The 13752-nt window shown below is 54.6% G+C and carries 13 protein-coding genes; 5 read left to right on the top strand and 8 right to left on the bottom strand.

Annotation, left to right across the window (positions count from 1 at the left end):
* Positions 1-21: 21 nt before the first annotated feature.
* A complete protein-coding gene (gene livK, locus ACUY4S_RS01750) occupies positions 22-1131 on the bottom strand; it encodes a high-affinity branched-chain amino acid ABC transporter substrate-binding protein LivK (RefSeq protein WP_312689766.1) in 1110 nt (369 codons plus the stop codon).
* A gap of 485 nt (positions 1132-1616) precedes the next feature.
* Between livK and panM the strand changes: the two genes are divergently transcribed.
* The gene (gene panM, locus ACUY4S_RS01745) at positions 1617-2000 is read left to right on the top strand and encodes an aspartate 1-decarboxylase autocleavage activator PanM (RefSeq protein ID WP_312689768.1); all 384 of its coding nucleotides are present in this window, start codon (positions 1617-1619) and stop codon (positions 1998-2000) included.
* 164 nt (positions 2001-2164) lie between these two features.
* Here panM and ACUY4S_RS01740 read toward each other — a convergent pair whose 3' ends face one another.
* From ACUY4S_RS01740 to ftsY, 6 genes are all read right to left on the bottom strand, one after another.
* Complete coding sequence (locus tag ACUY4S_RS01740; RefSeq protein WP_312689770.1) at positions 2165-3268, bottom strand: branched-chain amino acid ABC transporter substrate-binding protein; 1104 nt, start codon at positions 3266-3268, stop codon at positions 2165-2167.
* Positions 3269-3509: 241 nt separating this feature from the next.
* Complete coding sequence (locus ACUY4S_RS01735; RefSeq protein ID WP_458023240.1) at positions 3510-4775, bottom strand: 4-aminobutyrate--2-oxoglutarate transaminase; 1266 nt, start codon at positions 4773-4775, stop codon at positions 3510-3512.
* 256 nt (positions 4776-5031) lie between these two features.
* Positions 5032-5889 (bottom strand): RNA polymerase sigma factor RpoH, encoded by an 858-nt coding sequence (gene rpoH / locus ACUY4S_RS01730; RefSeq protein ID WP_312689774.1) that lies wholly within the window; start codon positions 5887-5889, stop codon positions 5032-5034.
* A 265-nt stretch (positions 5890-6154) separates the two neighbouring features.
* A complete protein-coding gene (gene ftsX / locus ACUY4S_RS01725) occupies positions 6155-7213 on the bottom strand; it encodes a permease-like cell division protein FtsX (RefSeq protein WP_312689924.1) in 1059 nt (352 codons plus the stop codon).
* A complete protein-coding gene (gene ftsE / locus ACUY4S_RS01720; protein WP_312689776.1) occupies positions 7206-7874 on the bottom strand; it encodes a cell division ATP-binding protein FtsE in 669 nt (222 codons plus the stop codon). The genes ftsX and ftsE overlap by 8 nt, the downstream gene beginning before the upstream one ends.
* 2 nt (positions 7875-7876) lie before the next feature.
* The gene (ftsY, locus tag ACUY4S_RS01715; protein WP_458023241.1) at positions 7877-9292 is read right to left on the bottom strand and encodes a signal recognition particle-docking protein FtsY; all 1416 of its coding nucleotides are present in this window, start codon (positions 9290-9292) and stop codon (positions 7877-7879) included.
* A 189-nt stretch (positions 9293-9481) separates the two neighbouring features.
* Here ftsY and rsmD point away from each other — a divergent pair, with 189 nt between their 5' ends.
* The 4 genes from rsmD (at position 9482) to zntA (ending at position 13386) form a co-directional block, all read left to right on the top strand.
* A complete protein-coding gene (rsmD, locus tag ACUY4S_RS01710) occupies positions 9482-10084 on the top strand; it encodes a 16S rRNA (guanine(966)-N(2))-methyltransferase (protein ID WP_312689925.1) in 603 nt (200 codons plus the stop codon).
* Positions 10074-10343, top strand: a complete 270-nt coding sequence (locus ACUY4S_RS01705) for a DUF1145 family protein (protein WP_312689926.1) — start codon at positions 10074-10076, stop codon at positions 10341-10343. Before rsmD ends, ACUY4S_RS01705 begins: the two co-directional genes overlap by 11 nt.
* Before the next feature lie 121 nt (positions 10344-10464).
* Positions 10465-11091 (top strand): lysoplasmalogenase, encoded by a 627-nt coding sequence (locus ACUY4S_RS01700; protein WP_312689780.1) that lies wholly within the window; start codon positions 10465-10467, stop codon positions 11089-11091.
* A gap of 75 nt (positions 11092-11166) precedes the next feature.
* The gene (zntA, locus tag ACUY4S_RS01695; RefSeq protein ID WP_458023242.1) at positions 11167-13386 is read left to right on the top strand and encodes a Zn(II)/Cd(II)/Pb(II) translocating P-type ATPase ZntA; all 2220 of its coding nucleotides are present in this window, start codon (positions 11167-11169) and stop codon (positions 13384-13386) included.
* Here zntA and tusA read toward each other — a convergent pair.
* Entirely contained in the window at positions 13383-13628 is a 246-nt protein-coding gene (gene tusA / locus ACUY4S_RS01690; RefSeq protein ID WP_312689783.1) for a sulfurtransferase TusA, read from the bottom strand. The genes zntA and tusA overlap by 4 nt on opposite strands.
* Between the last annotated feature and the right edge of the window lie 124 nt (positions 13629-13752).

Below are 13752 nucleotides of genomic sequence, written 5' to 3'. Positions count from 1 at the left end.
GCCCGGAGAGAGGGATGACAGTTATTTCGCCACAGACGACGAACCATCGCTGTGCCATTGGAAGACACCAAAATCAAATCCCTTCAGATCGCCTTTTTCATCCCAGTTCAGCGGCCCAATTACGGTTTTAGCCCCGTTGGCTTTTAAATCTTTGATCAGTGCAAGCGGCTCACCGCCGCCGGTGCGCTCCAGCGCTGTCGCCAGCGACTGTACAGCGGCGTAAGTGATCCACACATACGGGCCGCTCGGATCTTTTTTCTCTGCTTTCAGCGCATCAACGATACTCTGGTTCGCCGGATCCTGGTCATAGCGTTTCGGCATTGTGACCAACATGCCTTCCGCCGCATCACCCGCAATGTTGGAGAGCGAGGCATTGCCCACACCTTCCGGGCCCATAAACTGGATTTTCAGGCCGTTGGAACGCGCCTGACGCAGCATTTGCCCCATTTCCGGGTAGTAACCACCGTAGTAGACAAAGTCGATATTTTCTTTTTTCAGACGCGCAATCAGCGCTGAAAAATCTTTTTCACCCGCGGTGATTCCGTCGAAGAACACAACGTTTGCACCGCCAGCTTTCAGGCCTTCTTGCACTGAACGTGCAAGGCCTTCGCCGTACTGTTGCTTATCGTGAATAATAGCGATGCGCTGCGGTTTAACTGTGCCAAGAATATATTTGGCAGCAGTGGGTCCCTGCGAAGAGTCCAGCCCGGCAGTACGCATAATGTGCTGATAGCCGCGCTGGGTCAGTTCCGGGTTCGTCGCACCAGGGGTAATCATCAGAATGCCTTCGTCTTCATAAATATCGGACGCCGGCTGCGTGGATGATGAGCAAAGATGGCCAATCACATATTTAACGCCGTCGTTAACAATTTTGTTTGCGACAGCAACGGCTTGTTTCGGATCACAGGCATCGTCATATTCCACGGCAACCAGTTTGTCGCCCTTGATCCCGCCTTTGGCATTAATATCGTGAATGGCCTGCCGCGCGCCGTTAAACTCCATGTCGCCCCACTGGGCAACCGGACCGGACATCGCACCGACAACCGCGACTTTAATCTCTGCCGCCATGGCCGCGTGAGACATCGCAAGTGCAACCATCCCCGCGATCAACGTCTTCGCGTTCCTTTTCATTTTTTGTAAATCCCCATTCGTGATGTCGTGTTTACACTTCACGCTTCAGCTCACAGGCCCACGGGCACCGGGAGCATGAATTATTTGTGTAATAATTTTGTTTTATTATGGTTAAAAGCGGACTGTACTTTTAATGTACAACGCTATTTTTACCAGTGCCTTTAATGGTTTAGCGCAGTCTTTTGCCAAAAACCAGACTAAATCCTCTATTTTTCAGGCGATTAAGCAGAGATAATATTCTGTATTTAATCGGAGATAAACAAAAAAAGCCCCGACCCCAGCATAAAATAATGGTACAAAGAGCGGAATAAATCACTAGTGTTCAGGTTAAAATCCTGCGTGTTTTTCGATCTCCAATGTTTCACGCTACCTCAGCGGCTGCGGCAAAATTATTCGCCTGTTGCATGAAAAATAAAAAACTCTCAGACCCCGTCAGGCAAATTGATTACACTCACAGTATCTTTCGCCTTTTGGACAAGCTGTAGATGAAATTGACTATTATCCGACTGGTAACGTTTACCGAGCAGGATCATATTGATTTAGCGAAGGTCTGGCCGGAATACTCACCCGCCTCTCTGGATGTTGACGACACGCACCGCATTTATGCCGCGCGTTTTAATGACCGTTTGCTGGCCGCCGTTCGCGTAACCTTGCGCGGAACGGAAGGCGCGCTGGACTCACTTCGCGTGCGGGACGTCACTCGCCGCCGTGGTGTAGGGCAATATCTGGTGGAGGAAGTGATCCGCGATAACCCTGCTATCACCAGTTGGTGGATAATGGATATCGGTGTCGAAGACAGAGGGGTGATGGCCGCCTTTACGCAGGCGCTGGGTTTTACCGCGCAGAAAAACGGCTGGGAAAAACGCTAAAAAAATGCCGGGCAGCGCGACGCTTACCCGGCATAGTTATTCTTACCGTTTGCGGCAAGGCTGCGGCAAACCGGCAAAGCCCCGGCGCTGGCTGATGTCAGCAACCGGGGCCAGTGAATGCCGCCAACGTGCCAACGGCACGACAGGCGACAGTCAGTTCACTCTCACTTCGCGTCGGTCGCTGTGCCGTTCGCATGCCAGGTGAAGACACCGAACTCAAAGCCTTTCAGATCGCCTTTCTCATCCCAGGAGAGCGGCCCCATAACGGTATCCACCGAGTGGCCTTTCAGATACGTTGCGATAGCCGCCGGATCGGCAGACTGGTTCAGACCCGCAGCCAGTGACTGCAGCGCTGCGTAGGTGGTCCACACGAATGCACCACTTGGATCCTGTTTTTTAGCTTTGATCGCATCCACAATCGGTTTGTTCGCCGGCACCTGATCGTAGTTCTTCGGCTTGGTGACCAGCATGCCTTCAGCCGATTCTCCGGCAATGTTAGACAAGGAGACGTTTGCTACCCCTTCCGGCCCCATAAAGGCGGTTTTCAGACCTGCCGCACGAGACTGACGCAGGATCTGGCCCATTTCCGGGTGGTAGCCACCGTAATAAACGAAGTCGATATTTTCTTTCTTCAGGCGCGCCACCAGCGTAGAAAAGTCTTTTTCACCTGCGGTGATGCCATCAAAGAACACCACATTCGCGCCGCCTTTTTTCAGCCCGTCTTGTACAGCACGCGCCAGCCCTTCGCCGTATTGCTGTTTGTCATGAATAACGGCAACACGTTGTGGCTTCACTTTTTCCAGAATGTATTTCGCCGCGGTCGGTCCCTGATCGGAATCCAGACCGGTAGTACGCAGCGTCAGCTTGTAACCACGCGCCGTCAGCTCCGGTGCTGTCGCCGCAGGTGTGATCATCAGAATGCCTTCGTCTTCATAAATGTCTGACGCTGGCTGAGTAGAAGAGGAGCACAGGTGACCAATAACGTATTTGATGCCGTCATTGACCACTTTGTTCGCAACCGCAACCGCTTGTTTCGGGTCACAGGCATCGTCATATTTTACCGCAACCAGTTTGTCGCCTTTGATGCCGCCCTTCGCGTTGATATCGGCAATCGCCTGCTCAGCGCCGGTAAATTCCTGGTCACCGTACTGCGCAACCGGGCCGGACATCGCACCCACAACGGCAACTTTGATATCTTTGGCGAATGCCACGTTGCTCATTGCTAACGCAATACATCCTGCCAGTAACGCTTTGCCCTTCATTTTCATCCTGAGATTCCCCATTGTTATGGTTATTGCATTTGTTGTGATGTTGTTGTGTGGCACATTGTTTTGCTTATTATCATAAGCAAAGAATATGATAGTCGTTATTAGCCATTCTGCCGGTGCCTGGGCAGCATACTCTGCTAAAACATACCCCATTTTTCGGAATATGGAATAACATTTTTGAAGGTTATACGACAGCGTGATGAGAGAAGAGAAGAAAGCCGCCCATAAGGCGGCTGAATAATTAATGCGTCAGCGACTGGTGCAGAATATCCAGCGCTTTACGGAATTGTACTTCCGGGATAGTCAGCGGATACAGGAACCGGATAACGTTACCGTAAACACCGCAACTCAACAGCAATAGCCCCGCAGCCAGCGCTTTATCCTGTACCTGTTTGGTAAACTCCGGCGACGGCGCGCCAGTATGCGGATCGTTAAACTCCACCGCCACCATTGAACCCTGAGCGCGAATCTCGGCAATATGCGGGCAATACGCTTTGGCGTTATTCAGCACTTCCACCAAATGTTTGCCCAGATGATTAGCACGCTCGCAAAGATCCTCTTCTTCAATCACATCCATTACCGCATGCGCTGCCGCGACGGCCAGTGGGTTACCGGCGTAGGTACCGCCCAGACCGCCAGGCGCTGGTGCGTCCATTACCTCCGCACGCCCGGCGACGGCCGATAAAGGCAGCCCACCGGCAAGGCTTTTAGCCATGGTGATAAGATCAGGTTTCACGTCATAATATTCAGAAGCAAACAGTTTGCCGGTACGTGCAAAACCGCTCTGCACCTCGTCCATAATCAGCAAAATACCGTGGCTGTCGCATAATGCGCGCAGCGCCTGCATAAAATCATTCGGTGCGACGTTGAAGCCGCCTTCACCCTGTACCGGCTCCAGTAGAATGGCCGCCACCTGATCGGCGGCTATATCCGCCTTAAAGATACGTTCCAGGCTTTTCAGCGCCTCTTCTGTGCTTACGCCATGTAGTGCATTGGGGTATTGCGCGTGATAAATCGAACCAGGAAACGGGCCGAAACCGATTTTGTAGGGCGCGACTTTGCCAGTCAGCGCCATGGTCATAAATGTGCGACCATGAAAGCCACCGCCAAAAGTAATAACACCCGGGCGACGGGTATAGGCACGGGCAATTTTCACGGCGTTTTCAACTGCTTCGGCACCGGTCGAAAAAAACGCCGTCTTCGCCGGTCCATTCACCGGCACACGTGCATTAATGCGTTCCGCCAGCGAGACATAGCTTTCGTACGGTACGATTTGATAAGCCGTGTGCGTAAATGCCTGCAACTGTTTTTCTACTGCGGCGATCACTTTAGGGTGACGGTGCCCGGTATTGAGCACAGCGATCCCGGCAGCGAAATCGATCACTTCATTCCCTTCCACATCCCACAGCGTCGCGTTCTCCGCTTTCTCGGCGTAGAAACCGCACATCACCCCAATCCCTCGCGGCGTTGCCTGCAAACGGCGCTGGTGCAATTCGTTATTCTTCACGTTTATGTCCCCTGTCTGTGTATGCCCGCCTACCAAGTATATAGCGCCTTTAGCAATGCGATATTTCGCTCAGTTTCGCGCAAGCAACGGGACACCGACAGGACAGCTCTGCTGCCAGGATGTGACAGAAGCAAAGTAGGATAAGTGCAACAAAAGAGAGGAGGAGCTATGCCCGGGAGTGATAATGGGATGGTAATCAGGCAATAAAAAACCGGGTGAGGCTTGCGCCGACCCGGCTTATTCAAGGCAAGTATGCTTACGCTTCGATCGCTGCGCGCAGTTTTTTCATCGCGTTCTTTTCGAGCTGACGCACACGTTCGGCAGAGACGCCGTAACGGTCAGCCAGTTCCTGCAACGTGGTCTTGTTCTCTTCGTCCAGCCAGCGCGCGCGGATAATCTGCTGGCTACGTTCGTCAAGCCCCTGCATGGCATCGGTCAGCTTATTCGCGGCCTGCTCTTCCCAGTTATCATCTTCAATGCCATCGGCAAAGTTGGATGATTTGTCCTGCAGATAGAGCACCGGAGCCATCGGCTGGCTGTCCTGCGCATCGTCATCGGAAGACATGTCAAACGTCATGTCCTGCGCAGCCATACGTGATTCCATTTCACGCACGTCTTTGCTGGTAACACCCAGTTCACGGGCAACCATTTCTACTTCGTCCTGGTTGAACCAACCCAGACGCTGTTTGGTTTTGCGCAAATTAAAGAACAGCTTACGCTGTGCTTTGGTGGTCGCGACTTTCACGATACGCCAGTTGCGCAGCACGTACTCATGGATTTCGGCTTTAATCCAGTGCACGGCGAAGGAGACCAGACGCACTCCCACTTCCGGGTTGAAGCGACGCACGGCTTTCATCAGACCGATGTTCCCTTCCTGGATCAAATCCGCCTGCGGCAGACCATAGCCTGAGTAGTTACGAGCAATATGAACAACAAAGCGCAGGTGAGACAGAATCAGCTTTTTCGCTGCTTCCAGATCGCCCTGGTAATGCAGCTTTTCAGCCAGTGCCCGTTCTTCATCAGCCGTCAACATCGGCCATGCGTTAGCGGCCCGGATATACGATTCCAGGTTACCAACAGGGGCTAAAGCTAAAGTTTGCATTTCTTTGGTCATTCAAATCCTCTCAATTCACTTTCAACTGGCGGCGGTCTGTCCCCATCAGGCAACAAACATGCCAGCGCTTATCAGCAACGAGAATAACATCCACTTTTTTATCAGACAGTGATTTTATCCACAAGTTCCTTGTAGGGTTGTGAATAAATTACGCACAAATTGTGACATCAGGATGAAAACCGAAGCAAGGAACGGCAGAAAGGAGGTCATACGCTTTCCCTGCTACGGGAACTTCATTGCAGGGAAAGAGTATACCAGACTTTTTTTAATCCGGAGTAAAGTGACGTAAATGTTGCACTGTCGCCAGCCAGGCCGCGATCCAGCCAATCATGGAGCACACCAGCAACAGCAACAGACACTCATCAAAAGACAATCCGCTCAGCTCAAATTGGGTGCCAAACACCTTCGCCACTTCGGTTACCGCCGAGGACAAACGCATCACCAGGATTTCTGACAGGATCAGCGACAAAAAGGCACCGGAGAAGCCCAGCAGAGCACCACCGTACAGGAAGGGACGCAGAATAAAGCCATCCGTTGCGCCAATCAGTTTCTGCACGTTAATGGTGTCGCGGCGGGCAAAAATGCTCAGCCGCACGCTGTTGCCAATCACCAGGAATACGGCTGCCACCATCAGAACGCCAATCATGGCTGACACTCGCCCCACCAGCCCGGTCAGCGAGGCCAGGCGCGCAAACCAGCTGTCATCCATCCGCACTTCATCGATGCCCTGAATATGCGAAATGCGATCGCGCAGCGTATTCAGCGAGTCCGTGCCCTGGAAATCGAGTTTGGGCACCACCACTGCAACCGCTGGCAACGGGTTCTCTTCCAGCATATCCAGCGCACCGCCAAAGCCGGACCAGTTACGGAACTCACCCAGTGCATCCTCACGTGACAGGTAGTTCACCTTTTCAACGCCCTGCTCGGACTGCAACTGCCCAACCACCTGCTGCGCGGCGTTATCATCCAGCGCTTTGTCGAAATACACGGTGATCTGCGGTGAAGGATAGTACTGCGAAGCCGCCTGGTTGACGTTTTTATACACCATATAGCAGACACTCGGCAGCGTCAGCGAGATGGCGATAACCATCACCGTCAGGAATGTCGCCAGCGGTTTGCTTTTCAGATCCTGCAAAGCACCATGCCAGGCGTAGCGCACCTGTTCGTTAAAAACATTGCTTTTACGCGATGGCGCTTTAGGCGGTGTTTTGCCGCGCCGCGCCGCATTGCGATTGCTGTCGCCGGACGAGCCAGACGATTGACGAAAACGATCCAACTTACTGCCGAACTGCCGGATCTGGTTTAATGCATCACGCTTATTCACCCGCATGGCCTCCGTGCAAATGGCCGTCGCTCAGGTTCAGCATGCGATAGGAACGCCGGGAAATTAACCCCAGATCGTGCGTCGCCATCAGCACGGTAACCCCAACGCGGTTAAACTCTTCGAACAGACGCAGGATCCCTTCAGAGAGCGCTTCATCCAGGTTACCGGTCGGCTCATCCGCCAGCAGCACCGCAGGCTTATTCACCACCGCCCGGGCAATGCCCACGCGCTGCTGTTCACCGCCGGAAAGCTGGATGGGGAAACTTTTCGCTTTGTCGAGCAAGCCGACTTTATCCAGCGCGGCCGACACACGACGGCGGATATCATCGCCGCTGGCACCCGCAATAATCAGCGGGATCGCGACATTGTCGAATACCGTGCGGTCCATCAACAGATGGTGATCCTGAAAAATCATACCGATTTGACGACGCAAAAACGGCACTTCACGGTTCTTCAGACGCGTAATATCATGCCCACCGAACAGAATTTTACCGGCGCTGGGCCGCTCAATCCCGCAGATAAGCTTCAGCAAGGTGCTTTTCCCCGCACCGGAATGCCCGGTCAGAAAGGCCATCTCGCCCGGCTGCAGGTGGAAAGTCACCCCCTGCAACGCTTGTCTCCCACCAAGATAGGCTTTGCTGACGTGTTCAAAGCGAATCATTATTAATCCTCTCGGGCAAAAAGTGCCTCTATAAAATCGCCCGCATTAAACGGACGTAGATCTTCAATACGCTCGCCGACGCCAATGTAACGAATAGGAATGCCAAACTGATCCGCGACCGAGAAAATCACGCCGCCTTTGGCGGTACCATCCAGCTTCGTCAGCGTAATACCGCTCAACCCGACCGCCTCGTGAAACAGTTTGGCCTGGCTTATCGCATTTTGCCCGGTGCTGGCATCAAGCGTCAGCATCACTTCGTGCGGCGCATCTTCATCCAGCTTTTTCATCACGCGGACAATCTTTTTCAACTCTTCCATCAGGTGCGCTTTGTTCTGCAAGCGCCCGGCAGTATCGGCAATTAACACATCCACATTGCGTGCTTTTGCCGCCTGGATGGCGTCAAAAATCACCGAGGCGGAATCCGCACCCGTGTGCTGGGCCACTACCGGAATATTGTTACGCTGGCCCCATACCTGCAACTGCTCAACGGCGGCCGCACGGAACGTATCCCCCGCTGCCAGCATCACCGATTTCCCCTGCTGCTCAAACTGGCGCGCCAGTTTACCAATGGTGGTAGTTTTACCCACGCCGTTCACGCCAACCATCAAAATAACAAACGGCTTTTTACCGTCCACATTGAGCGGGGCGTCGACCTTCGCGAGGATCTCGCTCATTTCCTCTTTCAGCAAACCATAAAGTGCTTCTGCGTCACGCAGTTGCTTACGGCTGGCGCCTTCGGTCAGGTTGGTGATGATTTTGCGCGTGGTTTCGACCCCAACATCTGCAATCAGCAGTTGCTCTTCCAGCTCTTCAAACAGATCATCGTCGATCTTTTTACCGCGGAACAGACTGATAAATCCGGAACCGAGGTTTTCTTTTGTTTTTAGCAGGCTGCGTTTAAGACGCGCAAAGAACCCCTCTTTTGTTGGTTTCTCCTGTTCGAGCGCTTCCTGCCCGGTTGCCGCCTCTTCCACCGGCACAACCAGCACCGCTTCTTCTGCCGCCTCGGCAGCCAGCGCCTGCGCATCCAGCGCTTCATCACTCAACGGCAGATCGGTTTCTTCCGCGGCCGCCTCATCTTGCGGTTCGGCTTCAGCCTGCCACTCTTCCGCACCGATTTCCTGCTGCGCCACCTCTTCAGGCAACGGCAGTTCTTCATGCTCAACGCTGGCATGCTGCGCTTCTACCGCAAGTTCCGGCAACGTATCCTCGTGGGCGGCCTCTTCCTGTGCGAGCTGCTCAGTGACTTCGACGACTTCTTCGGCGAATTTTTCGCTATCGACAGCTGGCTTAACAACCGGCGTCTCCTCTACCGGATGTTCAGGGGACGGTTGTTGCCCGGTTTGCGCCTCATCGGCCTGTTCTTTCTGTCCAAAGCCCAGCCAGGAAAAAAAGCCACGTTTCTTCTCATTTGCCATTGGCGACTACACTCCTCGCGATTGATTCATGGCGCAGCCTGTCTGCACGACCAGGGCTGAAAACATTTGTTAATTAGTCGGATAGTCTACCACTTTACTTAACGCTCATCACGACCTGCGGATTAGGGTTTCACGTCCAGCGTCGGGCCGCTAGAATAGCAGGCCGAAATGATGACCAAAGCGATGACCATGAAGAAACCTAACCGTGCCGCCAGCGGCCAGATACGCATTATTGGCGGGCAGTGGCGAGGCCGTAAGTTGCCGGTACCCGACAGCCCAGGCCTGCGCCCGACGACCGACCGCGTGCGGGAAACCTTATTCAACTGGCTGGCACCTTCAATGGTAGACGCGCATTGTCTCGACTGTTTCGCGGGCAGCGGGGCGCTGGGGCTGGAGGCGCTCTCGCGTTATGCCGCCAGCGCCACGCTGCTGGAAATGGAACGCAGTGTTGCCGCGCAGTTGCAAAAGAATCTGTCCACGCTCAATGCTAAGAATGCCAACGTGGTTAATACCAATACGCTGGCGTTTTTAGCGGCGTCAGGTACGCCGCACAATATTGTGTTTATCGATCCCCCCTTTCGTAAAGGGATGCTGGAAGAGACGCTGCGTTTGCTGGAAAACAATGGCTGGCTCGCCGATGACGCGCTGGTTTATATCGAAAGCGAAGTAGAAAATGGGCAACCGCCGGTGCCTGCGCACTGGCAATTGCATCGGGAAAAAGTGGCGGGTCAGGTCGCCTATCGTCTGTATCACCGCGAAGCGCAAGGAGAGAAGCATGCCGCTGCTGATTAATCTGGGACGCCTGATGATGCTCTGCATCTGGGTCTTTTTGCTGTGGAATTTAATTCAGCCGTTTCCACGCCCGTTGAATATTTTCGTCAATGTGGCGCTCGTTTTTACCGTGTTTATGCATGCCTTACAGGCCACCATGCTGAAAACAGCCCTGCCGAAAGAGGGTCCACAAATGACCAGAGCAGAACAAGCGCGCATCTTTTTGTTCGGTGTTTTTGAACTGCTGCTGTGGCAAAAAAAGCTGAAAGCAAAGAAATAACCCCGTCAGAAAAAGCGGAATTACACCCTTCAGGGGGGAGTCGCATTGTCATCCCCCTTTCCCCCCCACTACACTGAATAAGAGAGATTCACGCAACGCTAAAAGATACAGGGACTTAATTATGCTTTGGTCATTTATTGCTGTCTGTCTGTCTGCCTGGTTGTATGTCGACGCGTCTTATCGCGGCCCGGCATGGCAGCGCTGGGTATTCAAACCCGTCACCTTACTCCTTCTGCTGTTGCTGGCCTGGCAAGCGCCCATGTTTGATGCCATCAGCTATCTGGTACTCGCGGGTCTGTGCGCTTCGCTGGTGGGTGATGCATTGATGTTGCTGTCACGGCAAAAAATGTTGTACGCCTTCGGGGCTTTTTTCCTCGCCCATTTGCTGTACACCATCTACTTTGCCAGCCAGATGACGCTCTCTTTTTTCTGGCCGTTACCGCTGGTGCTGTTGGTGATTGGCGCACTGTTAGTGGCGGTGATCTGGTCGCGGCTGGAAGAGATGCGTCTGCCTGTACTGACATTTTTCGCTATGACGCTGGTCATGGTCTGGCTGGCCGGTGAACTCTGGTTCTTCCGCCCAACCAGTACGGCGCTTTCGGCTTTTGTCGGCGCCGCGCTGCTGCTGATTGGCAACGTGGTCTGGCTGGGTAGCCACTACCGCAAACGCTTCAGCGCAGATAACGCCATCTCCTCCGCCTGCTATTTTGCAGGGCACTTTCTTATCGTCCGCTCGTTGTATATTTAAAACGCTTGACTCTGGAGTCGACTCCAGAGTGCATACTCCGGTTAATGAGAAAATTATCATTAGCCGGAGGATGCCATGACCGCCCCCACACCGCCATCCCAACAGAACAAAGCGCCGCAGTTCGCCGCCGTTAAACTGCGCCCAATGCCGGAAAAATCGCACGCCTGCTGCGCCGACGAAGCCTGCGAAAACAGAGCCATAGAGGAAAGCCCTGTCGGAGGTGAACGTTTTAGCTGGCATGTTAGCGGCATGGATTGCGCCGCCTGCGCCCGCAAAGTCGAAAACGCCGTGCGCCAGCTCGACGGCATTAACGGGGTGCAAGTGGCGTTTGCCACCGAAAAGCTGACAGTCGTGGCCAGCCGCGACATTCGTCACCAGATTGAGCAGGCGGTACAACAGGCCGGTTATCAGTTACGCAGCACCGACAGCTCGCCAGAACCTGCTTCTTCACGCCTGCGCGAGAATTTGCCGTTGCTTCTGTTGGTGGTCATGATGGCGCTAAGCTGGGGGCTGGAAAAGTTTAATCACCCCTTCGGCCAGGCGGCCTTTATCGCGACCACACTGGTAGGGCTGTGGCCGATTGCCCGTCAGGCGTTACGTTTAATGAAAAGCGGTAGCTGGTTCGCTATCGAAACGCTGATGAGTGTCGCTGCTATCGGCGCGTTGTTTATCGGCGCGACCGCCGAAGCCGCAATGGTATTGCTGCTGTTTTTGATTGGTGAACGCCTTGAGGGCTGGGCTGCCAGCCGTGCGCGTCGCGGTGTTACGGCGTTGATGGCATTGAAGCCGGATACAGCCATACGCCTGCGCAATGACGAACGCGAGTCCGTCGCGGCCAGTGAACTGCAACCTGGCGACACCATTGAAGTGCCTGCCGGCGGGCGTTTACCGGCAGATGGCCGGCTGCTGACAACCTTCGCCAGTTTTGACGAAAGCGCACTGACCGGCGAGTCGGTACCGGTCGGGCGCGCCAGCGGTGAACATGTTCCCGCCGGAGCCACCAGCGTCGACAGGCTGGTCACGCTCGAAGTGGTGTCCCGCCCGGGCGAAAGCGCCATCGATCGCATTCTAAAATTGATTGAAGAAGCGGAGGAACGCCGCGCGCCGATTGAACGCTTTATCGATCGTTTTAGCCGGGTCTATACACCCGCGATCATGGCAGTGGCGCTGCTGGTCGCCCTCCTGCCTCCGTTGCTGTTTTCTGCGCCGTGGCTGGCATGGATTTACAAAGGCCTGGCATTGTTGCTCATTGGCTGCCCGTGCGCGCTGGTGATCTCAACGCCGGCGGCGATCACCTCCGGGCTGGCGGCAGCAGCCCGCCGTGGGGCGCTCATCAAAGGCGGTGCGGCACTGGAGCAGTTGGGCACTATCCGTCAGGTGGCATTCGATAAAACCGGGACGTTGACCATCGGTAAGCCGCAGGTCGCTGCCGTAACCCCGCTGAACGAAGGCGGCGAAGAGGAACTGTTAGCCCTGAGCGCTGCGGTAGAACAGGGGTCGACTCATCCGCTGGGGCTGGCGATAGTCCAGCATGCACAGCAGCGCCAGTTGCCAATTCTGACTGCACAGGCGCAGCGTACACTCGCCGGGAAAGGGATTGAAGCCATGGTCGACGGGCATGTTATTCGCATTAGCGCGCCGGATAAGCTCGCTGCAGGTGTGCTGGAAAGCGATTTGATGACGCAAATTGCGCAGCAGGAAAGCCAGGGCCAGACCGTAGTGGTGGTTCAGCGTGATAACGCGGTGATCGGTACGCTCGCCTTGCAGGACACGCTGCGCGAAGACGCGAAAGCCGCGGTCGACGACTTGCACGACCTGGGCGTACAGGGGGTGATCCTCACCGGGGATAACCCGCGTGCTGCGGCGGCCATTGCCGGAAGGCTGGGGCTGGATTTCCGTGCCGGGTTGCTGCCGGAAGATAAAGTCAGTGCGGTACAAGCCCTGAATCAACATGCGCCGCTGGCCATGGTCGGAGATGGTATTAATGACGCGCCAGCGATGAAAGCGGCCACGCTGGGTGTTGCAATGGGCAGCGGAACCGATGTGGCACTGGAAACCGCAGATGCCGCGTTAACCCACAATCGCCTGACTGGCCTTGGGCAGATGATTCGCCTGGCGCGCGCCACCCATCGAAATATCCGGCAGAACATCGCCATTGCGCTGGGCCTGAAAGCCATTTTTCTCGTGACGACGCTTACCGGCGTTACCGGACTGTGGCTGGCGGTGCTGGCGGATACGGGCGCAACAGTTCTGGTCACCGCCAACGCGCTGCGTCTGTTACGCAGCAAAGATTAGTGGCTTTTACGCACCAGATAACGGTAAGGCAGTGACGCGGTGTGCCCGGCGACCAGCTCATGTTCCATAAAACGGCAAAAGCCGGGAATATCACGGGTGGTCGCCGGATCGTCGGCAATAATCAGCAAAGTTTCGCCAACCTGCATATTGCGCACAGTTTTGCGCACCATCATTACCGGCTCCGGGCAGCGCAGGCCCTGGGCATCCAGCGTATGGTCGGCAGTGGTAAACGGATCGGTCATTTTCATCTCACAACGGAAAAAACCGCATTAGTTTACGCTGCCTTTTTTGTGACGCAAGCAAGGTTAACGATTGCGCTAAAATTAGCCATTGCATCCGTTTACGATTGCAGTATTATGCGGCGGC

Source organism: Kosakonia beeri (genome assembly GCF_054165705.1).
The sequence above is the reverse complement of the archived record's forward strand: the minus strand, read 5'-3'. Positions and strand labels throughout refer to the sequence as shown.